Source organism: Acidimangrovimonas pyrenivorans, from assembly GCF_042643245.1.
GTDB classification, from domain to species: domain Bacteria; phylum Pseudomonadota; class Alphaproteobacteria; order Rhodobacterales; family Rhodobacteraceae; genus Acidimangrovimonas; species Acidimangrovimonas pyrenivorans.
Genome location: NZ_JBHRSK010000015.1, coordinates 131862 through 157367 on the forward strand (window position 1 = coordinate 131862; position 25506 = coordinate 157367).

At 68.5% G+C, this 25506-nt stretch carries 31 protein-coding genes and 2 tRNA genes; 10 read left to right on the forward strand and 23 right to left on the reverse strand.

The window, feature by feature from the left end; all coding sequences use genetic code 11:
* Window positions 1-31 precede the first annotated feature (31 nt).
* The gene (locus ACFOES_RS17155; RefSeq protein WP_377834591.1) at window positions 32-1183 is read right to left on the reverse strand and encodes a pyridoxal phosphate-dependent aminotransferase; all 1152 of its coding nucleotides are present in this window, start codon (window positions 1181-1183) and stop codon (window positions 32-34) included.
* A 185-nt stretch (window positions 1184-1368) separates the two neighbouring features.
* On the opposite strand from ACFOES_RS17155, the gene ACFOES_RS17160 reads away from it, so the two are divergent.
* Window positions 1369-2145, forward strand: a complete 777-nt coding sequence (locus ACFOES_RS17160) for a DsbA family protein (protein WP_377834592.1) — start codon at window positions 1369-1371, stop codon at window positions 2143-2145.
* Window positions 2146-2269: 124 nt separating this feature from the next.
* Here the strand turns inward: ACFOES_RS17160 and ispG are convergent, their stop codons facing one another.
* The 4 genes from ispG to ACFOES_RS17180 all read right to left on the reverse strand — a co-directional run bounded on the left by ispG (window position 2270) and on the right by ACFOES_RS17180 (window position 6835).
* Complete coding sequence (gene ispG / locus ACFOES_RS17165; RefSeq protein WP_377834593.1) at window positions 2270-3400, reverse strand: flavodoxin-dependent (E)-4-hydroxy-3-methylbut-2-enyl-diphosphate synthase; 1131 nt, start codon at window positions 3398-3400, stop codon at window positions 2270-2272.
* Window positions 3401-3500: 100 nt separating this feature from the next.
* A complete protein-coding gene (locus ACFOES_RS17170; RefSeq protein ID WP_377834594.1) occupies window positions 3501-4754 on the reverse strand; it encodes a helix-turn-helix domain-containing protein in 1254 nt (417 codons plus the stop codon).
* A gap of 131 nt (window positions 4755-4885) precedes the next feature.
* Entirely contained in the window at window positions 4886-6115 is a 1230-nt protein-coding gene (hemA, locus tag ACFOES_RS17175) for a 5-aminolevulinate synthase (protein ID WP_377834595.1), read from the reverse strand.
* A 117-nt stretch (window positions 6116-6232) separates the two neighbouring features.
* Complete coding sequence (locus ACFOES_RS17180) at window positions 6233-6835, reverse strand: 5-aminolevulic acid synthase (RefSeq protein WP_377834596.1); 603 nt, start codon at window positions 6833-6835, stop codon at window positions 6233-6235.
* 203 nt (window positions 6836-7038) lie between these two features.
* On the opposite strand from ACFOES_RS17180, the gene ACFOES_RS17185 reads away from it, so the two are divergent.
* Window positions 7039-8415, forward strand: a complete 1377-nt coding sequence (locus ACFOES_RS17185; RefSeq protein WP_377834597.1) for a M20/M25/M40 family metallo-hydrolase — start codon at window positions 7039-7041, stop codon at window positions 8413-8415.
* Between the two features lie 246 nt (window positions 8416-8661).
* Here the strand turns inward: ACFOES_RS17185 and ACFOES_RS17190 are convergent, their stop codons facing one another.
* Entirely contained in the window at window positions 8662-8916 is a 255-nt protein-coding gene (locus tag ACFOES_RS17190; RefSeq protein WP_377834598.1) for a hypothetical protein, read from the reverse strand.
* Window positions 8917-9193: 277 nt separating this feature from the next.
* Complete coding sequence (locus ACFOES_RS17195; RefSeq protein WP_377834599.1) at window positions 9194-9457, reverse strand: hypothetical protein; 264 nt, start codon at window positions 9455-9457, stop codon at window positions 9194-9196.
* Window positions 9458-9733: 276 nt separating this feature from the next.
* On the opposite strand from ACFOES_RS17195, the gene ACFOES_RS17200 reads away from it, so the two are divergent.
* Window positions 9734-10183 carry a GNAT family N-acetyltransferase gene (locus ACFOES_RS17200; protein WP_377834600.1) on the forward strand — a complete coding sequence of 150 codons (450 nt, stop codon included), beginning with the start codon at window positions 9734-9736 and terminating at the stop codon, window positions 10181-10183.
* 52 nt (window positions 10184-10235) lie between these two features.
* On the opposite strand, the gene ACFOES_RS17205 is transcribed toward ACFOES_RS17200, so the two are convergent.
* From ACFOES_RS17205 to ACFOES_RS17220, 4 genes are all read right to left on the reverse strand, one after another.
* Window positions 10236-10463: an RND transporter gene (locus tag ACFOES_RS17205; protein WP_377834601.1), complete on the reverse strand. Its 228-nt coding sequence runs from the start codon at window positions 10461-10463 to the stop codon at window positions 10236-10238.
* A gap of 135 nt (window positions 10464-10598) precedes the next feature.
* A tRNA-Asp gene (locus ACFOES_RS17210) sits at window positions 10599-10675 on the reverse strand.
* Between the two features lie 41 nt (window positions 10676-10716).
* A tRNA-Asp gene (locus tag ACFOES_RS17215) sits at window positions 10717-10793 on the reverse strand.
* A gap of 127 nt (window positions 10794-10920) precedes the next feature.
* Window positions 10921-11466, reverse strand: a complete 546-nt coding sequence (locus tag ACFOES_RS17220) for an NADPH-dependent FMN reductase (RefSeq protein ID WP_377834602.1) — start codon at window positions 11464-11466, stop codon at window positions 10921-10923.
* 187 nt (window positions 11467-11653) lie between these two features.
* Here ACFOES_RS17220 and ACFOES_RS17225 point away from each other — a divergent pair, with 187 nt between their 5' ends.
* Window positions 11654-12886, forward strand: coding sequence for a GSCFA domain-containing protein (locus tag ACFOES_RS17225; protein ID WP_377834603.1), 1233 nt, complete (start codon window positions 11654-11656; stop codon window positions 12884-12886).
* A 177-nt stretch (window positions 12887-13063) separates the two neighbouring features.
* Window positions 13064-13708: a class I SAM-dependent DNA methyltransferase gene (locus ACFOES_RS17230; RefSeq protein ID WP_377834604.1), complete on the forward strand. Its 645-nt coding sequence runs from the start codon at window positions 13064-13066 to the stop codon at window positions 13706-13708.
* Here ACFOES_RS17230 and ACFOES_RS17235 read toward each other — a convergent pair.
* The 5 genes from ACFOES_RS17235 to ACFOES_RS17255 form a co-directional block, all read right to left on the reverse strand.
* The gene (locus tag ACFOES_RS17235) at window positions 13705-13986 is read right to left on the reverse strand and encodes a DUF3572 domain-containing protein (protein ID WP_377834605.1); all 282 of its coding nucleotides are present in this window, start codon (window positions 13984-13986) and stop codon (window positions 13705-13707) included. The two genes, ACFOES_RS17230 and ACFOES_RS17235, sit on opposite strands and share 4 nt — an antisense overlap.
* 160 nt (window positions 13987-14146) lie before the next feature.
* Window positions 14147-14734, reverse strand: a complete 588-nt coding sequence (locus ACFOES_RS17240) for a periplasmic heavy metal sensor (RefSeq protein WP_377834606.1) — start codon at window positions 14732-14734, stop codon at window positions 14147-14149.
* 3 nt (window positions 14735-14737) lie between these two features.
* A complete protein-coding gene (locus ACFOES_RS17245) occupies window positions 14738-15139 on the reverse strand; it encodes a hypothetical protein (RefSeq protein ID WP_377834607.1) in 402 nt (133 codons plus the stop codon).
* On the reverse strand, window positions 15132-15716 hold the full coding sequence (locus tag ACFOES_RS17250) for an RNA polymerase sigma factor (protein ID WP_377834608.1): 585 nt from the start codon (window positions 15714-15716) through the stop codon (window positions 15132-15134). Before ACFOES_RS17250 ends, ACFOES_RS17245 begins: the two co-directional genes overlap by 8 nt.
* An 89-nt stretch (window positions 15717-15805) precedes the next feature.
* Window positions 15806-16570 carry an EF-hand domain-containing protein gene (locus tag ACFOES_RS17255; RefSeq protein WP_377834609.1) on the reverse strand — a complete coding sequence of 255 codons (765 nt, stop codon included), beginning with the start codon at window positions 16568-16570 and terminating at the stop codon, window positions 15806-15808.
* Window positions 16571-16876: 306 nt separating this feature from the next.
* Between ACFOES_RS17255 and ACFOES_RS17260 the strand changes: the two genes are divergently transcribed.
* Together ACFOES_RS17260 and ACFOES_RS17265 are read left to right on the forward strand one after the other, a co-directional pair.
* Complete coding sequence (locus tag ACFOES_RS17260) at window positions 16877-17293, forward strand: DUF983 domain-containing protein (RefSeq protein ID WP_377834610.1); 417 nt, start codon at window positions 16877-16879, stop codon at window positions 17291-17293.
* A gap of 2 nt (window positions 17294-17295) precedes the next feature.
* Window positions 17296-17994 carry an NUDIX hydrolase gene (locus ACFOES_RS17265; RefSeq protein ID WP_377834611.1) on the forward strand — a complete coding sequence of 233 codons (699 nt, stop codon included), beginning with the start codon at window positions 17296-17298 and terminating at the stop codon, window positions 17992-17994.
* A 52-nt stretch (window positions 17995-18046) separates the two neighbouring features.
* On the opposite strand, the gene ACFOES_RS17270 is transcribed toward ACFOES_RS17265, so the two are convergent.
* The 3 genes from ACFOES_RS17270 to ACFOES_RS17280 are packed head-to-tail and all read right to left on the reverse strand — an operon-like array spanning window position 18047 to window position 20069.
* Window positions 18047-18949: an EamA family transporter gene (locus ACFOES_RS17270; protein WP_377834612.1), complete on the reverse strand. Its 903-nt coding sequence runs from the start codon at window positions 18947-18949 to the stop codon at window positions 18047-18049.
* Between the two features lie 39 nt (window positions 18950-18988).
* Window positions 18989-19897, reverse strand: a complete 909-nt coding sequence (locus ACFOES_RS17275; RefSeq protein ID WP_377834613.1) for a fatty acid desaturase — start codon at window positions 19895-19897, stop codon at window positions 18989-18991.
* On the reverse strand, window positions 19890-20069 hold the full coding sequence (locus ACFOES_RS17280; RefSeq protein ID WP_377834614.1) for a DUF2061 domain-containing protein: 180 nt from the start codon (window positions 20067-20069) through the stop codon (window positions 19890-19892). The genes ACFOES_RS17275 and ACFOES_RS17280 overlap by 8 nt, the downstream gene beginning before the upstream one ends.
* Window positions 20070-20188: 119 nt before the next feature.
* Here ACFOES_RS17280 and ACFOES_RS17285 point away from each other — a divergent pair, with 119 nt between their 5' ends.
* Window positions 20189-21055, forward strand: coding sequence for a helix-turn-helix domain-containing protein (locus tag ACFOES_RS17285; RefSeq protein ID WP_377834615.1), 867 nt, complete (start codon window positions 20189-20191; stop codon window positions 21053-21055).
* 160 nt (window positions 21056-21215) lie between these two features.
* Here ACFOES_RS17285 and ACFOES_RS17290 read toward each other — a convergent pair whose 3' ends face one another.
* The 3 genes from ACFOES_RS17290 to ACFOES_RS17300 all read right to left on the reverse strand — a co-directional run bounded on the left by ACFOES_RS17290 (window position 21216) and on the right by ACFOES_RS17300 (window position 23239).
* A complete protein-coding gene (locus tag ACFOES_RS17290) occupies window positions 21216-21554 on the reverse strand; it encodes a hypothetical protein (protein WP_377834616.1) in 339 nt (112 codons plus the stop codon).
* Window positions 21555-21630: 76 nt separating this feature from the next.
* Window positions 21631-22674: an aldo/keto reductase gene (locus ACFOES_RS17295; RefSeq protein WP_377834617.1), complete on the reverse strand. Its 1044-nt coding sequence runs from the start codon at window positions 22672-22674 to the stop codon at window positions 21631-21633.
* A 118-nt stretch (window positions 22675-22792) separates the two neighbouring features.
* Window positions 22793-23239, reverse strand: coding sequence for a DsrE family protein (locus tag ACFOES_RS17300; protein ID WP_377834618.1), 447 nt, complete (start codon window positions 23237-23239; stop codon window positions 22793-22795).
* 214 nt (window positions 23240-23453) lie between these two features.
* Here ACFOES_RS17300 and ACFOES_RS17305 point away from each other — a divergent pair, with 214 nt between their 5' ends.
* Window positions 23454-24686, forward strand: coding sequence for an MFS transporter (locus tag ACFOES_RS17305; RefSeq protein WP_377834619.1), 1233 nt, complete (start codon window positions 23454-23456; stop codon window positions 24684-24686).
* A 163-nt stretch (window positions 24687-24849) separates the two neighbouring features.
* Complete coding sequence (locus ACFOES_RS17310) at window positions 24850-24987, forward strand: hypothetical protein (RefSeq protein ID WP_377834620.1); 138 nt, start codon at window positions 24850-24852, stop codon at window positions 24985-24987.
* A 99-nt stretch (window positions 24988-25086) separates the two neighbouring features.
* On the opposite strand, the gene ACFOES_RS17315 is transcribed toward ACFOES_RS17310, so the two are convergent.
* A complete protein-coding gene (locus ACFOES_RS17315; protein WP_377834621.1) occupies window positions 25087-25374 on the reverse strand; it encodes an HU family DNA-binding protein in 288 nt (95 codons plus the stop codon).
* Window positions 25375-25506: the final 132 nt, after the last annotated feature.

Consider the following 25506-nt stretch of genomic DNA (forward strand, 5'->3'; position numbering starts at 1 on the left):
CCCAGAGGGGGCAGACGGCCCCCTGCTCCGCTCACCGCTTGCGCGCGGCCATGAAGGCTTCCAGCCGCCGCAGCCCCTCGGTGATGTCCTCGGTCGCCCGGGCGTAGGAAAACCGCAGCGTGTGCGCCCCGCGATGCGGGTCGAAGTCCAGCCCCGGCGTCACCGCCACCCCGGCCTGCTCCAGGATCTCGGCGGCGAAGGCGAGGCTGTCGTCGGTCAGGTCCGAGACATCGGCATAGACGTAGAAGGCCCCGTCCGGCGGCGCGATATGGCCAAACCCGGCTTTCGGCAGCCCCTCGAGCATCAGCCGCCGGTTCTCGGCATAGACGGCGAGGTTGGCCTCGAGCTCGTCATGGCTCTCCAGCGCCCCCAGCGCGGCGATCTGGCTGGCATGGGGCGGGCAGATGAACAGGTTCTGCGCCAGCCGCTCGATCCGGCGGACGTGGTCTTCCGGCACCACCATCCAGCCGACGCGCCAGCCGGTCATGCTGAAATACTTCGAGAACGAGTTGATGACATAGACCTCGTCGCTGATCTCCAGCGCCGAGACCGCGCGGCCCTCGTATTGGATGCCGTGATAGATCTCGTCGGAGATGAAGGCGATGTCGCGCTCGGCGCAATGGCCGATCAGCGCCGCCATCGCGGCGCGGTCCAGCATCGTGCCGGAAGGGTTGCCCGGCGAGGCGACGATCAACCCGTCGAGATCCCCGGCCGCGGCGAGGTCGGCCGGCACCGGCTGCAGCCGGTTCTCCTCGGCGGTCTGGATGCCGACGGGTTCGAGCGACAGCGCCTTGAGGATCTGGCGGTAGGAAGGATAGCCCGGCTCGCCCAGCCCGACCCGCGCCCCGGCGTCGAACAGCGCCGTGAAGGCGAGCAGGAAAGCCCCCGACGAGCCCGAGGTCACGACCACGCGGGCCGGGTCGAGCTCGATCCCGTACCAGCGCCGATAGAGCCCGGCGATGGCGGCGCGCAGCTCGGGCAGGCCGAGCGCGACGGTGTAGCCCAGCGCCTCGCCCTCCATCGCCTGCGCCAGCGCGGTGCGGGCCCCGGCCGGCGCCGGGGTGCCCGGCTGCCCCACTTCCATGTGGATGATGTGGCGCCCGGCGGCCTCGGCGGCGCGGGCCTGTTCCATCACGTCCATCACGATAAAGGGATCGACCGATCCGCGGTCCGAGCTTCGCATCCGCCCCTCCTGACTGGTTGCTCCCGTCATTCCAGCGCCCGCGCCCGAGGTCAATGGCCGCCTGCGTCGCATCGTCCCTACGGCGTCGGGCGGGGCCGGCGGGCTTGTCTTGGCCGTGCGATCTGGCATTGTGGCGCGAACCGCGAATGAAGGTGGCCCCGACGCCGCCGAACGGAGATGACCCGATGACGCTTGCTTCCCTTGCCGCCCGCGCGCTGGCCCCGCTCGCCCTGAGCGCCGCCGTGGCGCTGAGCGCCGCCGCCCCGGCCCGGGCGCTGGACTTCAAGAACATGACGCCCGACGAGAAGGCCGCCTTCGGCGAAGAGGTCCGCGCCTATCTGCTCGACCATCCCGAGGTGCTGGTCGAGGCGATCGACAGGCTGAAGGCCAAGCAGGCCCAGCAGCAGGTGCAAAACGACGCCAACCTGGTCAAGGCCAATGCCAAGGCGATCTTCGAGGACCCGAATTCCTGGGTCGGCGGCAATCCGAACGGCGACATCACGCTGGTCGAGTTCATGGATTACCGCTGCGGCTACTGCCACAAGGCCTATCCCGAGGTCGCCCAGCTACTCAAGACCGACGGCAATATCCGCTTCATCGTCAAGGAGTTCCCGATCCTCAGCGACCAGTCGGTGCTGGGCTCGCGCTTCGCCATCGCGGTGTTGCAGCTGAACGGGCCCGACGCCTATGCCAAGGCCCATGACGCGCTGATGAAGATGCGCGCCAACATCACCGACGCCTCGCTGGCGGCGCTGGCCGGCAAGCTGGGGCTGGACGCCGAGGCGATCAAGGCGCGGATGGACAGCCCCGAAGTGACCAAGGTGATCGCCGACAACCACGCCCTGGCCAAGCGGCTGGGTATCAACGGAACGCCGACCTTCGTGTTGGGCGACCAGATGCTGCGCGGCTATGTCCCGCTGGCGCAGATGACCGAGATCGTCAAGGAAGTGCGCGCCAACTGATCCGATGCGCGGGCGGTTGGGCCGGGGGCTGTCTGCCCCCGGACCCCCGAGGATATTTTCGCTGAGAGGAAAACGGGAAGAAAAGCGGGGACCGCGGGAAATCGTGCCGTAAGGACGGCGCGTCCTATTCGGCGGCTTCAGCCCTGGCTTTCTCGGCCTCGATCTCGGCGGCGCGCTTTTCGACCAGCTCGACGATATGGTCGACCATCTGCTCGTTCGACAGCTTGTGGTCCTGCTTGCCGGCCAGATAGACCATGCCCGAGCCGGCGCCGCCACCGGTGAAGCCGATATCGGTCATCAGCGCCTCGCCCGGGCCGTTGACGACGCAGCCGATGATACTGAGGCTCATCGAGGTCTTGATATGCTCGAGCCGCTGTTCCAGGACCTCGACCGTCTTGATCACGTCGAAGCCCTGACGGGCGCAGGACGGGCAGGAGATGATGTTGACGCCGCGATGGCGCAGGCCGAGCGATTTCAGGATCTCGTAACCGACCTTGACCTCCTGCACCGGGTCGGCCGAGAGCGAGACCCGCAGCGTGTCGCCGATCCCCATCCACAGCAGGTTGCCCAGGCCGATGGCGCTTTTCACCGTGCCGGCCAGCATGCCGCCGGCCTCGGTGATGCCGAGGTGGATCGGCGCGTCGGTGGCCTCGGCCAGCTGCTGATAGGCGGCGGCGGCGAGGAAGACGTCGGAAGCCTTGACCGAGATCTTGAATTCGTGGAAGTCGTTGTCCTGCAGGATCCTGATATGGTCGAGGCCGGATTCGACCATCGCGTCCGGGCAGGGCTCGCCGTATTTCTCGAGCAGGTGCTTCTCCAGACTGCCGGCATTGACGCCGATGCGGATCGAGCAGCCGTGGTCGCGGGCGGCCCTGATGACTTCCTTCACCCGCCTCTCGTCGCCAATATTGCCCGGGTTGATGCGCAGGCAGGCGGCGCCGGCCTCGGCCGCCTCGATCGCGCGCTTGTAGTGGAAATGGATGTCGGCGACGATCGGCACCGGGCTGCCGGCGACGACCTGTTTCAGCGCCTTCGTGCTGGCCTCGTCGGGGGTCGAGACCCGGACGATGTCGGCCCCGGCCTCGGCGCAGCGGATCACCTGGTCGAGCGTCGCCCGGGCGTCCGAGCTATCGGTATTGGTCATGGTCTGGACCGAGATCGGGGCATCGCCGCCGACCGGGACATTGCCGACCATGATCTGGCGCGATTTGCGGCGCTCGATATCGCGCCAGGGACGGATCGGGTTATGCGACATCGGATCGTCCTGTTTTCGGGGCAAAGGGCTTGCGCGACAGATAGCGCGCGGACGGCGGCGCCGCAACGCCGCGGCGCCGATCGTGAACGGTTGAAACGGGTTACTGCTGGGCCTGGGCGACGGCGACGTAGCTGGCCAGGGCCGGATCGGCCTTGGGATCGGCCAGCGCGTATTTGTCGGTCAGGTTGCCGGCCGTCAGCGCCAGCTTCTTGACCACATGCGCGCCCGGCGCGGCGGGGCCGTAGGTCTTGCCGTTGACGGTGAAATAGACCGATCCGGAATTGCCCGCGCGCAGCGTCGCCGGCTCTTCGGTCTGGGGCACGGTGTAATGCTCGCCGGCATCGAGGATCTTCTCGAACAGCACGGTGCCGTCGGCGGCGCGGACCCGCACCCAGGCGGGGCGGACGGCGAAGATCTGGACCGAGGGCGCAGCGTCGGCGACGACCTTGACCTGGCCGGGCTCGGCCCGGGCCTGGGTCTGGGCCTGATCGGCGGCCGGTGCGACAGCCGGCGCAGCGGCCGCTTGCGGCGCCGGTTCGGGCGCGGCGGCGGCCATGGTGATGCCGCTTTCCTCCGGCGCCGAGGACAGCGCCCCCAGCGAGCCGGGCTTGATCGAGGCGATCGGCCCGTCGCGCGACACCATCACCGGCACGTCCAGCGCCTGCGGGCGGTGCAGCCGGTCGATCTTGTCGGCGGCCGGCACCGAGAGCTGGGCGGTCTTGTCCTCGGCCCCGGTGGCGATGCCGGCCAGCGGGTCGAGATCGGCAACCGCGCCCGGCGCCTGGTCGACCGGGGCCAGCTGGACGCGCTGGACCTGCTGCAGCACCGACCAGCCGCCGTAACCGATGGCGCCGATCAGCGCGACCAGCACCAGCAGCGAGCCGATCGCCCGCGGCTCGATACCGCTGAACATCGCCTGGCCACGCGGCACGAAGGTGGCATTGGGATCGGCCAGCGGGTCGCGGTATTCCTTCTTCGGTCGTGCCGCCGGCTTGGCCGAGGCGGATTTCGAAGAACTCCCGACGGTGCCGACCGAAAGGCCGGGGCTGGCGCTGAAATTCGCCTCGGCGCAGAAGCGCGCATAGGCCCATTCCGGGTCCATCCCGAGATAGCGGGCATAGGAGCGGACATAGCCGGCGACGAAGCCCTGGGTCTCGAAGGCCGAGACGTCGCAATTCTCGATCGCGGCGACATAGGTCGCCTTGATCTTCAGCTCGCGCTGGACGTCGAGCAGGGATTTCCCGAGAGTGGCGCGTTCCCCGCGCATGACATCCCCGAGGCGCAACTCGAAATCATCGAAACCCTTCGGCTTCTGTTCGTCCGCCGTCGAAGGAGGTGTCCTCCGCCCGATCATACTGCCTGTCCCCTGCCTGCCCCGATAAGCCTACGGCTCAGCTCGATTTTCCCCGGAATCGACTCAACCATGGTCGAGCTATTGTGATTTTCATTACCACAGCAGGAGGCAGCATGCACCCGCTCAAGCGGTCAGGCGCTCATTTCGGCACGATTTAGCGCACATTGCGACCAGAGCTGATCCATGGCGCGCACAAGATGGTCGATCTGCTTGGGATCGTGCACCGGCGAGGGCGTGAAGCGCAGCCGCTCGGTGCCGCGCGGCACGGTCGGGAAGTTGATCGGCTGGACGTAGATCCCGTATTCCTCGAGCAGCAGGTCCGACAGCTGCTTACAGTGCACCGGGTTGCCGACATGCACCGGCACGATATGACTGCCATGGTCGATGATCGGCAGGCCCATGGCGCGCAGCCGGGTCTTGAGGCTCTTCGCGTGCAGTTGCTGGGCATCGCGCAGCTTCTGGCCCTCGGCGCTTTTCAGGAAGGCGATCGAGGCGGCGGCACCGGCGGCCACGGCCGGCGGCAGCGAGGTGGTGAAGATGAAGCCCGGCGCGTAGGAGCGCACGGCATCAACCATCTTCGCGCTGGCGGCGACATAGCCGCCGAAGACGCCGAAGGCCTTGCCCAGCGTGCCGTTGATGATGTCGATCCGGTCGGCGAGGCCGTCGCGCTCGGACACGCCGCCGCCGCGCGGGCCGTACATGCCGACGGCATGGACCTCGTCGAGATAGGTCAGGGCGTTGAATTCCTCGGCCAGGTCGCACAGCGCGCCGATCGGGCCGAAATCGCCGTCCATCGAGTAGATCGATTCGAAGGCGATCAGCTTCGGCGCCGCCGGATCGTCGGCTTCCAGCAGCTCGCGCAGATGGGCGACGTCGTTGTGGCGGAAGATGCGCTTGGCGCCGCCGTTGCGCTTGATCCCCTCGATCATCGAGGCGTGGTTGAGTTCGTCGGAATAGATGATCAGGCCGGGGAACAGCTTGGGCAGGGTGGAGAGCGTCGCGTCATTGGCGATATAGGCCGAGGAGAAGACCAGCGCCGCCTCCTTGCCGTGCAGGTCGGCCAGCTCGGCCTCGAGCCGCTTGTGATAGACCGTGGTGCCCGAGATGTTGCGCGTCCCGCCCGAGCCGGCGCCGGTGGCGTCCAGCGCCTCGTGCATCGCGGCCAGCACCGCCGGATGCTGGCCCATGCCGAGATAGTCGTTGCCGCACCAGATGGTGATGTCCTGCTGGGACCCGTCGGGTTTGGTCCAGACCGCCTTGGGATAGGCCCCTTTCGCGCGCTCGATATCGATGAAGACGCGGTAGCGTCCTTCGTCGTGCAACCGCTGGATCGCGTCGTCGAGTGCCTTGGAATAATCCATGTCCGTCTCCCCTGCCCTGTCCGGCCGGACCAGCCCTAGAGGGCTCGTTCGCATTCCGCCTTGATATTCATCAATATGCCGTCCGGCCAGTGGGCAATTTGTCCCGGCATGTCACCATCAGTTGACGACGACCACCCGGCAATCGACCGCGCCGCCCTTGCCGGCGCAGGCCTCGACGGCCGAATCGGCGGCGCCGTTGCCGGTGCCGATCCCCCAGGCGCCGCTGGTCGGCGAGATCGCCAGCGCCTTGGGATTGCGCGCCTTGCGGTAGTCGCCGTCGAAGGCGGCAGTGGCGTCGGCGCTCAGCGTCAGCGGATGGTCGGCCCATTTCTTCGGCAGGATCTGGGCAACGATCACGCAGGCCTGCGCCCCCGAGCGGCGTTCGTTGCAGGTGCGCAGCGCGGCCAGCGTCGCCGACTTGACGCTGTGGTAATCGGCCGCGGCCACCGTGGCCTGGGCCAGCAGCCCGTCGGAGGGCGAGGCGGCGATGGCGCCGTAGTATTTCTGCGTCTTCGCCACCTGCCGGATCACCCTGCGGTCCTTGGCGCTGAGAAAGTCCTGCGCCAGCAGGGTCACCTTGGCAGCGCCGGGCGCGAAAAGCTGCTTGGCGGCGGTGCTGCCGTCGACCGGGCCGTCCTCCATCCCGGCGCTGGCGGCCACGGCCAAGGCGACGGACGCGGCGCAGGCTAACAGCGCCGACACGATCGGTTTCGTCAGCATTCCCCTCTCCTTCCCCTTACAGGGCCAGCATAACGCCAGAAAACGCGGCTGGACAGGGGTTTGCGCGTCCGGGGCAGGAGGAGGATGCCGCGACAGGCGGCCACGGCCGGCACCGGGCCGGACGAGCGCCCGCCTCTGGACAGTGCCGGGCGCGGTGCTAGGCTCCGCGCCAATCACGCATATCACCAAGAAAGGACCGCGCCATGTCGATCGACCCCGTGCTCGCCCGGATCGACGAAACCCTGCCAGAGGCCACCGAGCGGCTGCTGGCTCTGCTGCGCATCCCGTCGATCTCGACCGATCCGGCCTACAAGGCGGAGTGCGACCGCGCCGCCGACTGGATCGTCGAGGACCTGAAGGACCTCGGCTTCGACGCCTCCAAGCGCCCGACCCCCGGCCACCCGATGGTGGTCGCCCATTCCGGCGGTGAGGGCCCGCATCTGCTGTTCTACGGCCATTACGACGTCCAGCCGGTCGATCCGCTGGAGCTGTGGGACCGCGACCCGTTCGATCCCGAGCTCCAGGACACCGCGGCCGGCAAGGTGATCCGCGGCCGTGGCTCGAGCGACGACAAGGGCCAGCTGATGACCTTCATCGAGGCCTGCCGGGCCTGGAAGGAAGTGAACGGCAGCCTGCCCAGGAACCTCACCATCTTCCTCGAGGGCGAGGAGGAATCGGGCTCGCCCTCGCTGATCCCGTTCATGAAGGAGAATGCCGAGGAGCTGAAAGCCGACCTGGCGCTGATCTGCGACACCGGGCTGTTCGAATCGAAGACCCCGGCGATCGTCACCATGCTGCGCGGGCTGCTGGGCGAGGAGATCACCATCAAGGCGGCCAACAAGGACCTGCATTCGGGCATGTTCGGCGGCGCGGCGATCAACCCGATCCGGGTGCTGGCCAAGATCATCGCAAGCCTGCATGACGAGAACGGCCACATCACCGTGCCGGGCTTCTACGACGGCGTGCCGGAACTGCCCGACGAGGTCCGCGCCCAATGGCAGAACCTGGCCTTCGACCATGCCAAGTTCCTCGGCGATGTCGGGCTGTCGGTGCCGGCGGGCGAGCATGACCGGACGCCGCTGGAAATGATCTGGTCGCGGCCGACCTGCGACGTCAACGGCATCTGGGGTGGCTATACCGGCGACGGCTTCAAGACCGTGCTGCCCTCCGAGGCCCATGCCAAGATCAGCTTCCGCCTCGTCGGCAGCCAGGACCCGCATGTGATCCGCGAGAATTTCCGCAACCACATCCGGACGATGGTGCCGTTCGACTGCGAGGTCAGCTTCCACGGCCACGGCGCCTCGCCCGCCGGGCAGATGGAAATCTCGGACCCGGCCTTCGAGAAGGCGCGCGAGGCGCTGACCGAGGAGTGGGAAACCCCGGCCGCCTATGTCGGCTGCGGCGGCTCGATCCCGATCGCGGGCTATTTCAAGTCGGTTCTGGGCATGGACGCGATGCTGATCGGCTTCGGCAAGGACGACGACCAGATCCACAGCCCGAACGAGAAATACGACCTCGAGAGCTTCCACAAGGGCATCCGCAGCTGGGCCCGGGTCCTCGACAAGCTGACCGCGGAGTGAAGCCCGACCGTCCCGCCGTGGAAGCTCTGCGGGGCTCCGCCCGTTCACGGCTGAAACGCTCCACCGGAGCGTTTCCGGGACGCCGCTCACTCCACAAGGGCATCCGCAGCTGGGCCCGGGTCCTCGACAAGCTGACCGCGGAGTGAAGCCCGACCAGCCGGACAAGCGCGCCGGCCCACGGCGGCAGTGAAAAAGGCGGAGGCCGACCTGGCCTCCGCCTTCCCTTTCGTGCCGTCGAAGGCTGGCTTACTGGTTCTCGACGATGCGCTCGATCGTGCGCGGAGCGGCGTGGTCGTTGACATAGACCGAGATCTGCTCGCCCTTGGTCAGGTTCTGCAGATCGATCGGGCTGGCGACCGAGTAGACCGCCCCGTCCAGCGCGAGCGTGTGGGCCGCAGGGTCGATCGAGGTGATCTTGCCGCCGGTCACGCCATTGGCGAAGGCCATCGGGGCAGCGGCGACGAGGGCGGCGACGGTCACGGTCAGAAACTTGGTATTCATCTGTCTTCTCTCACGTTTTCAGGGGGCCTGCTCTTGTCCTGCCCCCAGGGTCTTCGCGCGCCTTCCGGGCTTGTCGCGTCGGTCGGGCCGCCATGGCCCGGCCCGGCATTCCCAGGCGCGTATCGGGGAATTATGAACTGAACCGTTCAGTTTAAAGGCCGCGCACGGCTTCGTGATCGCCACCCTGACGGGCCGCGCGGGCACGCCTTGCCGCAACAGACCAACACAAACGAATACGGGGGCCGATGGCCCCCGTCCAAGCAGCATGTCCCGCGGATTACTTGACGATCCAGACGCGGCTTGCCTCCTGGGTCTTGCCCTTCTTTTCCCAGACGACCTTGACCTTTTCGCCGGCCTTGAAGGTGTGGGCTTTGTAGTGCTTGTGCAGGTGGAAGGCCGTGCCGTCGGCCAGCACCAGCTTGTGCTGCTTGCCGCTGAACTCTTTCACGGTGCCGACCGTGGTCGTCGTCGCGGCGGCAAAGGCGGCCGGGGCGACGGCAAGAGCGGCGAACAGGATGGCGGGAAGAAGATGTGAACGCATTGCGTCTCTCCGAAAATTGCCCGGCTTCCATCTCCGGACAAAGACACAACCGTCAGGGCCGAGCCCGTCGGCGCGCTTTCCGGAAGCGGCCCGGCAGACCCCGGTTGCCTCCGCACGCTAGCCGAAGCATCGCGGCGCGGAAGAGGGAATATGAGCGGGCCACCGAAGCGTGATGGGTGGTGAAATCTCCGCGAGGCCCTGCCGGGGCCGCGGCGAAAATCCGGTTTTCCTCGAAGGAATTGGGGCTTAGGACAGTGCTGCCGAACAGGAGGTCCCATGAGCACAGTCATCCGCCCCGCCACGCCCGCAGACGAAGCCGCCTGGCGCGCGCTCTGGGCCGAGTACCTGGCCTTCTACGACGTCACCCTGCCCGCCGAGGTCAGCGATGCCACCTGGCGCCGCGTCTTCGCCCCGGACTCGGCGCTGGGGATGCTGGTGGCCGAGGTCGACGGCGAGATGCTGGGCTTCGCGCTGCACCTGGCGCATGAATCGACCTGGGTGGCGACGCCCGACCTCTATCTCGAGGACCTGTTCGTGTCGGAAGCGGCGCGCGGCAAGGGACTCGGGCGCAAGCTGATCGAGGGGCTGATCGCGCTCGGCAAGGAAGCCGGCTACTCGCGGCTCTACTGGATGACCTCGAAGGACAACGCCCGTGCCCGGGCGCTCTATGACAGCTTCACCCCGACCGACGATCACCTGCGCTATCGGCTGTCGCTGCGCGACTAGCGCAGAGAGACTGGTGCGGAGGGACTGGTGCGGAGGGACTGGCGCGGAGGGACTAGCCGGCCGAACCGGCGGTCGCCATCCGGATCAGCTTGGCGATCAGCAGCAGCCACGGCGTCGCGTGCAGGACCAGATCGAAGATGTCGATCGGTCGGCTCAGGGTGCCGGCGACCAGCATCTTGAGCTTTTCCCAGATATGCGGCTCGGGGAAGAACGGCGCCAGGCCGAGCGTCAGCGCGGCAAGCACCAGCAGGTTGAGCGGGATCTGGTCGAGAAAGGCCAAGGCGGTCTCCTGTCCGGAACGATGGGTTGCGCCCCAGATGGCCATGGTCGCGGCCGGGTGCAATGCGGCACCTTGGCGCCAGCGGGACGATTCGACGCGACGGACACGGCGCTGTCTTGCAGATCGGGAAGGAAGTGGCGCGGTTGACGGGGCTCGAACCCGCGACCCCCGGCGTGACAGGCCGGTACTCTAACCAGCTGAGCTACAACCGCGCAGAGCCTGAAAAGGCGGCACTCGGGCGATCAGGGGCGAATGGCGCGGTTGACGGGGCTCGAACCCGCGACCCCCGGCGTGACAGGCCGGTACTCTAACCAACTGAGCTACAACCGCACATCGCCGCCCGGATCGCCATCCGAGCGTGGAGTGCGTATTACGCATCCCCACCGGCGGCGTCAAGCAGGGAAGGAGAGGAAATCGCAGATCGTCCAGCGACCGGTCGTCCGGGCCGTTGCGGCGGCTATCCCCCTGCCGACACCAGCGCCTGCGCATGGACGGCCAGCCGGTCGAGGAAACCGCGCAGCCGGGCGGTGGCTTCGGGCGCGGCAAGGCGCTCGGCGATCTCGTCCGGCGTCAGCTTCATCAGCTCGAAGCGATCGAAGATATCGGGCGCGAAGCCGGCCGAGACCGTCCCCAGCACCCGCCGCAGGTCGGCCAGCACGTCCTCGCCGCGATGCGAGGCATGCAGCAGGGCGATCGGCTTGGCGATGATCTCGTCGCGCGAGACCAGCCAGTCGACGGCGTTCTTGAAGCCGCCGGGCATGGCCCGGACATATTCCGGGCAGGAGATCACCAGCGCGTCGGCCCGCCCCACCGCCGCGGCGAAGGCCTCGACCGCAGGCGGCGCCGGCGGCCCCTCGCGATCGGGCGAGAAGATCGGCAGATCGCCGAGCCCGTCGCACAGCGTCACCGCGTGGCCCGGCCCGGCGGCGGCCGCCAGTCCCCGCAGCAGCGCGGTGTTGGTCGAGGCCGCCCGCCGGCTGCCGGAGATCGCAAGAACCTTCATGCCCGAGTGCTAGCCGCTCCGCCGCCCAGAAGAAAGCGGCAACCGCGCCACCTTCCCACCGCCACCTTCCCACCGTCTCGTCCTTTGGTCGCCACATTCCTCTGCCCTATACTGAGGGCAACGGCGCGGCGGGTGTCAGCCTGCCACGGCTCCGGAAAGATGCGAAACGCGCAGCAACGAGGCAGGCATGGCAGACAGGAACGAGGCGGGCACCAAACCGGCACGCAGCACCAGGACCCACCGCTCGGGCGCCGAGCATCTGAATTTCCAGTACACCACCAAGGACACGCGCGAGTTCCGCACCTGGTTCCGGGGCGAGCACACCAATTACAACCCGACCGTGGCGCGGATGCTGGACGTCAAGGCGGCCGAGCGATTCGTACTCAAGGGCTGGGCCCCCGAGGCGCCGGTGATCGGCCCCGACACCCAGATCACCGCCTTCGGCAGCTGCTTCGCCGCCAACATCTCGAACTGGCTGTCGAAGCGGAACTTCCGGGTGCTGAACAAGGAGGACAAGGCCAAGGACGCCTATGTCGTCACCTGCGGCGAGGGCATGGTGAACTCCTTCGTCATCCGCCAGCAATTCGAATGGGCCTGGGAGGGCAAGGTCTTCGACCAGGCGCTGTGGCACGGCTACAAGGCCGAGGAATACGGCTACGACCCGGCGATCCAGGCCGAGACCAGGCGCATCTTCGACGAGACCGATTTCTTCATCCTCACCTTTGGCCTGTCCGAGGTCTGGTATGACGAGCCGACCGGCAACGTCTTCTGGCGCACCATCCCCAAGGATGTCTACGACCCGTCGCGCCACAAGTTCCGCGTCTCCTCGGTGCAGGAGAACCGCGACAACCTGCTGGCCATCTACCGGCTGATCCGCAAGCATCGGCCCGACGCCAAGGTGCTGTTCACCCTGTCGCCGATCCCGCTCATCGCCACCTTCCGCGACAATTCCTGCCTGACCTCGAACTCGGTCTCGAAGGCGGTGCTGCGGGTGGCGATCGACGAGGTGCTGCGCGAGGTCGAAGACGAGGGCGTGCTGAGCTACTGGCCGTCCTACGAATTCGTCACCGACATCTTCCACCTGCCCTACAAGGCAGACCGCCGCCACCCCAAGGGCGCGGTGCTGGATTACATCATGACCCTGTTCGAGCATGTCTGGTGCGTCGAGACCGAGATGCCGCGGCCCTCGCTGGTGCTGGCCTGGGCCCAGGCGCTGGCCGAGGCGCAGCTGGTGCCGCCGATCATGCAACGCTCGGTCCTGCAGCGCCGGCCACGGCGGCTGCGCAAACTGATCAAGGAAGAGGAGCCGCTGGACGCGGACGCCCAGATCGACAAGGCGCTGCGCAAGCTCGGCGGCGAGATTCTCGAGGCGTGGAAGGCCGAGGACGAAGCGGCGGCCGAGAGCGCGGCCGCCGAATAGGCGCACCCGTTCCGGCGCCGGGATGAACCCGGCGTCGCCGCCCGGCTGCTTCAGGCGCTCGCCATGCCAGATCCGCGCAAGTGAATGCCTGCCGCACGGGACTGCACGCCATGCACAGACCCGCCTGCACGCCCCCTCGGGGTTGATTTCCGAGCCCCGACACGGCCCAATGCGGCCATGCCTGAGAACAAGGACAGCCACGAAGGCCCCGACCTCGACGCCGCCTATGCCCTGAAGACGCCGGAGGATTCCGTCCGGCTCTACCGCGACTGGGCAGCCAGCTATGACAGCGACTTCGCCAGCTCGATGGATTACCGCCTGCCGCAGGCGGTCGCCGACGCCTTCGCGGCCGCCGGCGGCGCCGGGCCGGTGCTGGATGTCGGCGCCGGCACCGGGCTGCTGGCCGAGGGGCTGGCACGGCACGGCATCGGCCCGGTCGACGCGCTCGACATCTCGGCCGAAATGCTCGAGACCGCGCGCGGCAAGGGGTTTTACCGCGAGCTGATGCAGGCCGACCTGACGCAGGGGCTGAGCATCGCCGACGACAGTTATGGCGGGATCACCAGCTCGGGCACCTTCACCCATGGCCATGTCGGCCCCGAGGCGCTGGATGAACTGATGCGCATCGCCCGGCCGGGCGCGCGTTTCGCGCTTTCGATCAACGCCGCCGTCTATCGCGAGGCCGGCTTCGCCGCCAAGCTCGACAGCCTGGGCGGCGCGCTCCGCGACCTGCGGCTGGAAGAGGTGCCGATCTACGGCGCCGCCGCCGATCCCGCGCATCGCGGCGACACGGCGCTGGTCGCGCTGTTCGTGAAAGCCTAGGTCCAGTTCACCTGCGCCCCGCCGGGCAGGGCCTGGCGGGCGCGCATCGGCGCCTCGAAATCGAGCCCCTCGGCCTCGCAGAAGGCGACGACCCAGCGGTCGTCCATCAGCAGGAAGTCCAGCACCGCGCCAAGGAAGACCGGATCGCCGGCCCGCGCCTTCAGTTCCTCCAGCGACGCCCCGCTCGCCCCCAGGAAGACCGGCAGCAGTTCCTCGTTCCCGGCCAGCCAGGCCAGGGCCCTCAGGGCCAGCGTCTCGGCGGCGTCTTGTGAACTCATCGGCAGTCTCCGCTTGGCGCGCCCCGGCGGCGCGGCTGGTGTCGGGGACTTCTTAGCCAATATCTCCGGGACTGTCGCCGGGCGAGACGGCGAAAAGCGGGCCGGGTCGCAACCGTCGCCAACCGCCTGGCCGGCGGCGCGGCGCTGGCTGGGCTCCCGGCTAGTTTCCTTGCGGCGGCGACGGCCGGTGGTGCCCGTCATGCGCCAGCGCCACCTGCAGCCGATCCGCGAAGGCCCGGCGGTCGGCCGGGCTCATCGCCTCGATCCGCTCGATCAGCAGCTTCTGGCCCAGCGCCAGCCGCTCGACCGCCCGCGTCTCCTGTTTCTGCATCAGCGCCTTCAGCGCCGCCGCGTCGAAGGGCTCGGCCCGCAGCAATTCCAGCAGCCGGCCGAATTCCGCCCGCGCCTCGCGCCGCATCGCCCGGAACCCGCCGGTCTCCTGCGCGAAGCCGCGCATCAGGGCGATCCGGTCCTGGTGGCTCAGCGCCCTGGAATAGGGGCCGAAGCCCAGGTCGCGGACGATCGGCGGGCGGTCGCGGCGGACGTGGTCGATGACCGCGCCGGCCACCAGCCCGACGATCACCAGGTTCAGCCCCAGCGAACCGATCAGCAGCAGCCGCATGCCGCGGCCCCAGCCGCCCAACCCCTTGCCATTCGCGCCCTTGCCTGTCGGGGACTGGCCGGTCGGGGGCTGGCCTGTCGGGGTCTGGCCACTCGGCGCCGTTTTGGTCTTGTCGGTCTCGGTCATGGCTCATTCACCTGCATCGGCTTGCTGCATGTAGCTGTCGAAAGTCGGGATCACGTCGACCTGTTCCAGCGTCGTGCCGTCACCGGCAACCTGCTGGGCGAGGCTGGCGATCGGGGCCGGCTGCGAGACGCCGAGCCACAGCCCGGCGACCATCGCCCCGGCCAGCCCGGCCAGCGCACCACGCCCGCCCAGTGCCAGCACCAGCGCATCCCAGAAGCCCAGCACCTTCGCTGCCGGCCGGATTGCGGAAGGTGCCTCGGGAACCGGCGCGGCACGGCGCGCCGTCTCGGCCTCGGCATCGGCGAGGATGCGGGCCATCAGGTCTTCCGACGGCTGCGGGGCCTCGGCCCGCGCCGCGTCGAAGAAGGCCTCCAGCCCATCGAATTCTTTCGACCTGTCAGTCATCGCCATATCCCAGTTCTGCGCGCCGGCCGGCCAGAGCGGCGGCCAGCGCCCGTTTCCCCCGCGCGGTCAAACTCTCGACCGCCTCGACCCCGATCTCCATCACCTCCGCGATCTCGGGGTTCGACAATCCCTCCAGGTGCCGCAGCACCACCGCCTGGCGCTGGCGCTCGGGCAGCTTGGCCAGCGCGGCGTCCAGCGCCCGCACCCGGTCGGCCTGTTCCAGCCGCGCCACCGCGCCGGGCTGGCCGTCCTCGACCTCGGGCGCGGCGTCCAGGCCCACTGTACGGGCCTTGCGCAGCCGGTCGGTACACAGGTTGGCGACCACACGGTAGAGCCAGGTCGACACTTTCGCCTCGCCCTGCCGCCAGTCGGGCGCCATGCGCCACAGCCGCAGCATCGCCTCCTGCACCACGTCCTCGGCCTCGGCCCGGTCGCCCAGCACGCGCTGCGCGTAGCCCAGCGCGCGGGGGGCGAGACGTCCGGTCAGCAGCCGCGCGGCATCGGCGTCGCCGTTGGCATAGAGCACCAGCAGCGCGTCGTCCGAGGCGTCTGAAAGGGCGTCATAGGGCATGGACATCTTGCCTTCGGCCTATCCCGAAACCCCGGGTCCGGCAATCCGCCGCGCCCGGTTCTCCGGACGCGACCCTGTTTCATGCGCTCAGGGCGTCAGTTGTCCTGTTGCGCCTTCGGCATCTGCTGCTGGCCCATGCCCTGACCTTGGCCCTGACCTTGGCCCTGCCCCTGGCCCTGACCTTGCCGCGGCATCATGCCCGGGCGCTGATCCTGCCAGTCGCAGGAGCCGTCGCGGCGCTGCATCCGGTCGCCCTGGCCCTGCATCATCTGGCCACGGTGATGATCCATCCGGCCCATCATGCCGTGACCGTCCCGGTCACCGCGATGATGGCCCATCCAGCCGCCCCGGTCGCCCCGGTCGCCGCGGTCGCCCCGGTCGCCGCGCCGATCGTGCATGCGCGCGAACCGGGCCTTGGCGGCATCGAATTCGGCCTTCGAGATATTGCCGTCGCCATTGGTGTCGATCCGCGACAGCATCGCCTGCATCGGCATCGGCCGGGCGGCCATTTCCTCGACACTGATCTTGCCGTCGCCGTTCAGGTCGAGCCGCTTGACCATCTGCGCGGCGCGGGCCTCGACCCGGGCCTTCATCTTGCTGAGCCGGAAGGCGGCAATCTCGTCGGCGGTCAGGAAGCCGTCGCCATTGGCGTCGAGCCCGGCGACCTGCTTGGCGCGATAGGCCGCGATCTCGTCGGGCGAGATCTGGCCGTCGCCATTGGCGTCGATGGCGGCAAAGCTCATCTTCGGCCCCGGCCCGTCGCCGGCCGGCCCCATGCCCTGCGCCTGCAGCCCGGTGGAGACACCCGCAGCCATCACGGCAGCCAGCGTCAGAGCGGTAAGCGTCGTCCTCGAAATCATCTCTCTACTCCTTGTTCCGGCGCGGTGTCTCGTCGCGCGTTATGATCGTGATACGGGGGCCGTCGCCATTTCCGTCGCCGGGTTGCGGATTTTTCGGGAGGCTCGGGAATCGGCGGCCGACGGGCGCCGCCGCGGCCCGTCCCGCTCGGGCAGCCAACGCGGCTTGCGAACACTCCCGCGCCTTGCAGGACTGCGCCGCGAACGCGCCTCTGCCCACTCTTGCGGCATCGAGACGCAAGAGTGGGCATTGTCTTCCCCCGGCGGCACGTTTTCGTTACAAGGAAGGCTTATCCCGAGGAACCGCCCATGACCGATCAGACAATCCTTGATGAGGAAGAAGAGCGCCCGGTCAAACCGGCGATGTGGCGCGGCTGGCGGCGGCGCTGCCCGAATTGCGGCACCGGGCCGATGCTCAAGGGCTATCTCAAGGTCCACGATGCCTGCCCGGTCTGCGGCGAGGAACTGTATCACCAGCGCGCCGATGACGGCCCGGCCTACCTGACCATCCTGATCGTCGGCCACCTGATGGCGCCGCTGATCTTCACCGTCTACATGGAGTTCCGGCCCCAGCCGATCATGCTGGCCGCCATGTTCAGCGCCGGGACGGTGCTGTTGTCGCTCTACCTGCTGCCCCGGCTCAAGGGCGTGATGATCGCGATCCAGTGGGCCAAGCGGATGCACGGCTTCGGCGGCGAGGAGCGCGAGCGCGCGGCGGAGGCCTGACCATGACCACCGGGGGCAATGTCAAGCAGGCGGTGGACAAGAGCGCGATCCGCGATGCCGCCACCATCATCCTGACCCGCGGCGGCCCCGAGGGCCCCGAGGTGCTGATGGGCCAGCGCGGCGCCAAGGCCGCCTTCATGCCCAACAAGTTCGTCTTTCCCGGCGGTGCCGTCGATGCCGGCGACGGCGCGGTGCCGCTGGCCAAGACGATCAATTTCGACTGCGGCCGGCGCCTGGCCGAGGGGGCCGGGGCGGCCCGCGCCCATGCCCTGACCGTCGCCGCGATCCGCGAGCTGTGGGAAGAGACCGGCCTGCCGATGGCCGCCCGGCTGGACTGGCCCGGCACGCCCGAGCCCGACTGGGAGAGCTTCGCCGCCGCCGGGATGATGCCCAGCGCCGAGGGCCTGACCTACGTCTTCCGCGCCATCACCCCCAGCGGCCGGCCGCGCCGCTTCGACGCGCGCTTCTTCCTCGCCGAGGTCGGCGCCATCGCCACCGACCCCGACGATTTTTCGCGCGCCTCCGACGAGCTGTCGCATCTGCAATGGATCCCGCTGGGCAAGGTGCGCCATTTCGACCTGCCCTTCATCACCGAGGTGGTGCTGGCCGAAATCGCCCATACCCTCGATCACGGCCCGGCCGACAGCGTGCCCTTCTTCGACAATTCCGGCCCCGAGTCAGTCTTCCGCCGCATCGCCTGACGCGGGTTGCCCGTCCCACCAGCTTTGCCCGGCGACAATGCCGGGCAGCGCCTCAGGCGATCCGGATGATCATCAGGATGCTGGCCACCAGCAGCGCCATGCCGACGATCTCGGCCGGGCGGCTCTTCTCACGGAAGATGAAGGTCGAGGACAGGAAGCTGAACAGCAGCTCGATCTGCCCGACCGAGCGGACGAAGGCCGCGTTTTCCAGCGTGAAGGCGACGAACCAGCCGAACGAACCCAGCACCCCGGTCAGCCCGACCAGCGCCGTCGCCCGCCAGGCGCCGATCACGCGCGATACCTCGCCCGGCTCGCGCCAGCGCAGCCAGGCGATCATGACCAGGCTCTGGAAGGTGGTCACGCAGGCCAGCGCCAGCGCCGCCCGCAGCATGACGTCGTCGCGTGCGATCTCGAGCGTCGCGCCGCGATAGCCGATGGCGGAGGCACCGAAGAATCCGCCCGCCAGCAGCCCCAGCAGCGTCGCGCGGTTGAAGATCGTCACCTTGCCGCCATCGGCCCGCCTCGGCGGCCGCGACAGCAACAGCACCCCGGCCAGCCCGATCAGGATGGCGATGTAACCGGCGGTCGAGATCTCGTCGCCCAGCACGATGCCCGAGAACAGCGCCACCTGCACCGTCTCGGTCTTGGTGAAGGCGATGCCGACGGCGAAGCTGCGCTCGGAGAACAGCGCCACGGTGCAGAGGGTGGCGATGATCTGGCCCAGCCCGCCGGCCATGGCGAAGGCCCAGAATTTCGCGTCCAGCACCGGCATCCCCTGCCCCGACTGAACGATCAGCGTGGCCGCCGCGATCGCAGCCAGCGGGGCGGCGAACAGGAAGCGCGAAAACGTCGCCCCGCCGGTCGAAAGCCCGGTCGACCTCAGCTGTTTCTGCAGGCTGAAGCGCACGGTCTGGACCGCGGCGGCGGTGATGGTGACGAGAACCCAGAGCTGCATGCCGCCTGTCTGGCACGCGGGAACGGGCAGGTCGAGGCTCTATCGCGCGGAACGGTAGAAAGGATGCGGCACCGGGTCCTTGGCGCGCAGCAGGTGGCGACGGAAGATCTCGCCATAGGAGCGGTAGACATAGCCGCCGTTCACCTCGAGGAACCGCGCCCGCCCCTCGGCATAGAGCCGCGGCAGCCGGTACCACGGCACGCCGGGATACATGTGGTGGACGACATGCAGGTTGTTGAACAGGAACAGCACGGCCAGCGGCCCGCGATCCTCGATGATCACTGTCCGCTGCGGCGCCGCCTCATGGGCGCGATGCTCGAGGAAGGTGCGGATCTTCAGGAGGCCGTAGGCGGCGTAGGCCGCCAGCAGATAGGCCCAGAGCGGCATCTGCCCGACGCGCCACAGCCAGGCCAGCACCAGCATCAACCCGACGCCATGCAGCAGCCAGGCCCGGGCGATCGCCCGGTTCCCGGCCCGCACCTTGCGCCAGTCGTCGCGCAGGAACACCACCGTGCCGATCGCCGGCCCCAGCACGATCCGGCCCAGCAGCGTGTTGTTGAGCCGCAACAGCCGCCGCGCCGGCCGCGACAGCCGGCTCCACACCGCCGGGTCGAGGTAGTTGCTCTCGGGATCGTCATAGGGATCGGTCAGCAGCGGGTCGCGGTGATGGGCGATATGGGTCTCGCGGAAGCGGCGATAAGGCACGAAGACCGTCAGCGCCGGGAAGACCAGCGCCTCGTTCAGCAGCCGGTTCCGGAACGGATGGCCGTGCAGCGCCTCGTGCTGGAGCGACGAGAACTGGGCGACGGCCAGCACGGTGGCGATCCAGCCCAGCACCGGCGCCGCGCCGTAAAGCCAGCCGGTGCCCAGCGCCCAGACGGCATAGGTCGCCGCGATCAGCGCCAGCGTCGGCCATTCCGTTCCGCGGAAGGGGAAGCGGTCAGCCATGCCGGCCCCACTCCACATGGGCCCAGACCCGCTCGTAGATGACATAGCTGACCAGCCCGATAACGGTGTTCAACAGCGCCATCGCCCCGCCCAGCGCGGCCGAGCCGGTCATCGCCAGGCCGACCCCGGCCATAACCGCCAGGCCAATCGCGTTCCACACCAGGGCCTTCACGGCCGTTCTCAGTCTCGTCTCGGTTTTCCTTGGCATGGCAGCAAGTTAGGTCCGGCGCGCGCGGTGGGGAATTCTGGATTTACTTAACATTTCTTAACAACAGTGATATTTGTCACCATATGCGTGAAAGAATCGACAAGCGCCAGCGGGCCGATCTGTTCCGGGCCCGTGTTGCCAAGGCGATGGCCGAACAGGGCATGAGCCAGTCGGCGCTGGCCCGCGCCGTCGGCGTCGACCGCTCGACCGTGTCGCAACTGCTGAACGACGAAGGCGCCCGGCTGCCCAATGCCCAGATCGCCGCCGAATGCGCCGCCGCGCTCGGGGTCAGCGCCGACTGGCTGCTCGGCCTGTCCGACCGGCCCGAGCGGCTGGCCGAGCTGATGGCCGCCTCGCTGACCATGACCGAGGCGCCGCGGGCACTGGTCGACGAGCAGATCTTCGCCTGGCACCAGGAGGCGGCAGGCTACAAGATCCGCCACGTCCCGGCCGCCCTGCCCGACATGCTCAAGACCCGCGAGATGCTGCGCTGGGAATACACGCCCCATCTCGGCCGTACCGCCGACCAGGCGATCGGCGCCTCCGAGGACCGCCTCGGCTGGATGCGCGCCGCCCGCTCCGATTACGAGATCGCCCTGCCGCAGCACGAGTTGACGAGCTTCACCCGCGCCACCGGCTATTACGACGGCCTGCCAACCGCGATCCGCCGCGACCAGCTCGACCGGATGATCCGCCTGACCGAGCAGCTCTACCCCGCGATGCGGCTGCACCTCTTCGACGCCCGCCGCACCTTCTCGGCGCCGATCACCGTCTTCGGCCCGCTGCTCGCCGTGCTCTATCTCGGCCGCCACTACCTCGCCTTCCGCGACAGCGACCGCGTTGCCACCTTCAGCCGGCATTTCGACTGGCTGGTGCGTGAGGCCACGGTCGAGGCGCGCGACCTGCCGGCCTACCTGCGCCAGCTGCGCTCGGAGATCCCGGAAGACTGACCCGGCTCCCTATCTGCTCGAAAACATCCTCGGGGGTGAGCAGGCTTCCCGGAAACGCTCCGGTGGAGCGTTTCGCCTGCGAACGGGCGGAGCCCCGGGGCCCCGGGCGCGAAGAGGGGGCAGGCAGCCCCCTCCCCCGCTCACCACCCGCGCTGTCAGCTCAGTTGATGCACTGCGTCATCCGCACCCCGCCGCCGAGCAGGATCTCCTGGCAGCCCATCAGCGGCGTCACCGGCGCGCAGGTGCCGCTGCGGGCCAGGCACTGGCCCTCGCACTGGCTGCCGGCGGTGCAGATCTTGCCGGCATCGCGCGTCTTGTGAAAGCAGATCATCCCGCCCTTGCCGCCCGGCGCCGGGCCGAAGCTGCCGCTCGTCGCCTCGCAGCGCGCCTTGGCCGCGTCGACACTGGCCTGGCCGACCGGCGCCAGCTTGGGCGGGCCGTCGGGCAGGCAGGCGGAGAGGGCAAGGACGGTCAGGACAGCGGCGGCAAGGCGGATCATGGCGGCTCCGGGACGGCGGGATCGACCCGAGGGAACGCCGGATCGGCGCCGCCCGCAAGCCGAATCGGCGGTCGCCTCAATAGGGCATCGGATGGGCGCGATGGGCGGCGTCGATTTCCTCCATCACCTCGGCCGGCAGGGTCAGTTCGACCGACCCCAGCGCGATCTGCAACTGCGCGGTCGAGGTCGCGCCGATGATCGGCACGATCGGGAAGGGCCGGGTCAGGCACCAGGCCAGCGCCATCTGGCACGGGTCAAGCCCGTGCCGCGTGGCGATGCCCATATAGGCCGCGACCGCCTCGAAGACCCGCGGCGTGATCCGGCCGCCCAGCTGCGGCGTGAAGGATCGGCGCGAGCCCTCGGGCGTGACGTCGCCGGCATATTTGCCCGACAGCAGCCCGGCGGCGAGCGGCGAGAAGGCCAGCAGCGGCATGTCCTCGTTGACGCCGAGCTCGGCCATGTCGGTATCGTAGATCCGGCAGAGCAGCGAATATTCGTTCTGGACCGAGGCGACGCGCGGCAGCCCGTTCTCCTCGGCCAGGCGCAGCCACAGCGCGGTGCCCCAGGCGCTTTCGTTCGACAGGGCGAAATGGCGGATCTTTCCCGCCGCGATCAGCCGGTCGGCGGTTTCGAGCATGTCCAGCATATGGGCGACGGTCTCGTCGCGGCTCTGGCCCGAGGGATCGAAGTGCCAGCTCTTGCGGAAATGGTACGAGCCGCGATTGGGCCAGTGCAGCTGGTAGATGTCGATGACATCGGTGCCGAGGCGCGTCAGCGAAGCCTCGACCGCCGCCTCCATCAGCTTGCCGGTGATCGGCGCGCCGTCGCGCACCATCTTCTGGCCCTCGCCGGTGATCTTGGTGGCGATGACCAGATCTTCGCGCTTGCCGGTCTTCTTCAGCCAGCTGCCGATGATTTCCTCGGTCCGGCCCACCGTCTCGGCCCTGACCGGGTTGGTCGGATACATCTCGGCCGTATCGACGAAGTTGATGCCCGCGCCGATACCCATGTCGAGCTGGGCATGGCCCTCGGCCTCGGTATTCTGGCTGCCCCAGGTCATCGAGCCGAGGCAGAGTTGCGAGACCTCGAGGCCCGTGCGGCCCAGCGGGATGCGTTTCATGTCACCGTCCTGTCCTGCGCCGCCGGCGCGTCGGGCCGGCGGTCATTGCGTCGGGACGGAGCCTAGCGTCCGCACCGGCCGAGACAAGCCCGGCCGGCCCTCCCCTATGTCGCAGGGGTCAGGGGCGAACGTAGCTGTAGCCTTCTTCCTGCAGCTCGGTCAGTCGCACCACCCCCGAGGGCACGACCTGCGCCTCGCTGAGCAGCTTGACCGGATGGCCAACCTTCTTCTGCATCGCCTGAAGGGTGTTGTTGCAGGCCGAGAACCGCAGGTGGTCCATCGCCAGCGACATCTGGGCGACGCGGTCGGCCACCGGGCTCTTGCCCGCGACCAGCATGTTCAGGCCGGGCCCGTAGGCGACGACCTCGACGGTGACCGAGTCGCCCTTCGACTTGTAATAGGCCTCGACATTCTTGGCGTTGTTCAGCGCCATGTTCATCACATGCGGATCGTTCTGATCGACATGGATGGCGATGTAGTGCTCCTTGCCGTTGGCCAAGGCCGGCGCGGCGGCGAGGCCCAGCAGCGAAACGGCGGTGGCAGCGGCGGTCAGCAGACGTGTCATTCTTTCCTCCCTGAGTGACAAGCTGTCGCATCACTTTATGTGATTTTCCGAATGTGTCTTAACGTTTTTTTGACCCCACGTGAACGGCACCCCTCGCGGCGCGGGTCGCCGGCTGTCCAGAGGGCGACAAAAAAGCGCCCCTCGGGTCGCGAACGGGCTGGGCATCCCGTGATACCTCGGCCAATCTGGCGGGCGTTGCCCCACGAGTCCGCCGATGCGCCTGCTGATTTCCTTCGCCGCCCTGTTCCTCTCGGTCATCCTGCTGCAGCTCGGCTCGGGCGGGGTGGCGCCGCTGGACGCGCTGTCCGGCATCCAGCTCGATTTCTCCAAGGCGCAGGTCGGGATACTGGGCTCGGCGCATTTCTTCGGCTTCTTCATCGGCTGCTGGTGGGCGCCGCGGCTGATGGGCACGGTGGGCCATTCGCGCGCCTTCGCCGCCTTCGCCGCCGCCGGCACCATCGGCATGCTGGCCCATATGATGATCGTCGACCCGACCGCCTGGGCGGTGCTGCGGGTGCTGTCGGGGCTGTGCGTCGCCGGCTGCTACACGATCATCGAAAGCTGGCTGCAGGCCAAGCTGACCAACGAGACGCGGGGCCGGGCGATGGGCGTCTACCGGGTCGTCGACGTCAGCGGCAGCCTGACCGCGCAGCTGCTGATCAGCGTGCTGCCGCCGGCGAGCTACATGTCCTACAACCTGCTGGCGCTGCTGTGCTGCGCCGCGCTGCTGCCGGTAACGGTGACCAAGGCCGAGCAGCCGCTCACCCCGGCGGCGCCGCGGCTGCGGCCGAAGCTGGCCTGGACCTGTTCGCCCCTGGGCTCGGTCGGCGTGGTGGTCTCGGGCGTCACCGGCGCCGCCTTCCGCATGGTCGGGCCGCTCTACGGCCTCGCCGTCGGCCTCAGCGCCGACCAGATCGCGCTGTTCCTCGCCGCCTACGTCGCCGGCGGCGGGCTGGCCCAGGTTCCGGTGGGTTGGCTCGCCGACAAGTTCGACCGGCGCTATGTTCTCATCGCCCTGTCGGTGGGCGCGATGGCCGCCTGCGGCGCCACCGTGGCGATGTCGACCATGGGCACCGGCGCGGTGCTGCTGGCGGCGGGGCTGTTCGGCTTCACCACGATCCCGATCTACTCGGTCTCCTCGGCCCATGGCCACGACTATGCCGGCCCCGACCAGCGGGTCGAGCTGTCGGCGGCGCACATGTTTCTCTACGCCGTCGGCGCCATCGCCAGCCCGGTCTTCGCCTCGGCGCTGATCGACGGCTTCGGCCCCAAATCGATGTTCATCTTCATCTCGCTGGCCCACCTGGCGCTGATCGGCTTCGGCCTGGCCCGGATGCGGGCCCGGCCGGCGGTCGAGGCGCGCACGGCCTATGTCTACGTCCCGCGCACCTCTTTCGTCATCGGCCGCCTGCTGGGCAAATCGCGCGAGCGACGGCCGGGGAAGTAGCGCCACCGCCGCCAAAGCGGCCCCGAAAGCCCCCCGGAAACCGGTCCGAAACCGGGCGGGACGGCCTTGCCTGGCGGAAGGCAGTCACCGCGCTTGACCGGCGACAAGGCGCGCGCGGGCGAACCGGTGCCAGCTTGGCGCACATTCGCAACGAGGGGTTCACATGACGCAGGACAAACGGAAGCGGCGGCGCGACTCGATTTCGATGGTCGGCCGCTATGCGCGCATCCGCGTCATCGCGGCGGTGATCGTCTTCCTGATCGCGCTTGTCGCGCTGGCCGTGCGCGCCCTTGGTGGCTGACCCTCTCCGGCGCGGGGCGCGTTCCTCGTTCCGAAAACAGAAAAGGGCCGCCGGAGGGCGACCCTGTCCCGCCCCCGAGGGGGCCGCATGGATGCGGGATCAGCCGTTGACGCTGTCCTTCAGAGCCTTGGCAATGGTCATCTTCACGACCTTGTCCGCCGGCTTCTGGATCTGTTCGCCGGTGGCCGGGTTGCGAACCAGACGCTCCGGGCGGGCACGGCAGGCGATCTTGCCCAGGCCCGGCAGGGTCACCGCGCCGCCGGCCGAGACCTCACGGGTCACAACCGCGGTGATCGCGTCGAGCGCGGCGCTCGCCGCTTTCTTGTCGGCGCCCATCTCTTCGGCAAGAGCCGCGACGAGCTGCGTCTTGGTCATCGGTTTCGACATTCCATGTCTCCTCAATCGTGCCCCGCTTCGCGCGGGATCTGTGCTTGCCCTCATGGGCGCGTCTTTGCGCTACACAGGTTTTCGGCGCGCAAATCAAGCCCTATAAGCCTGTTTCACTGGCTTTTCGCGACG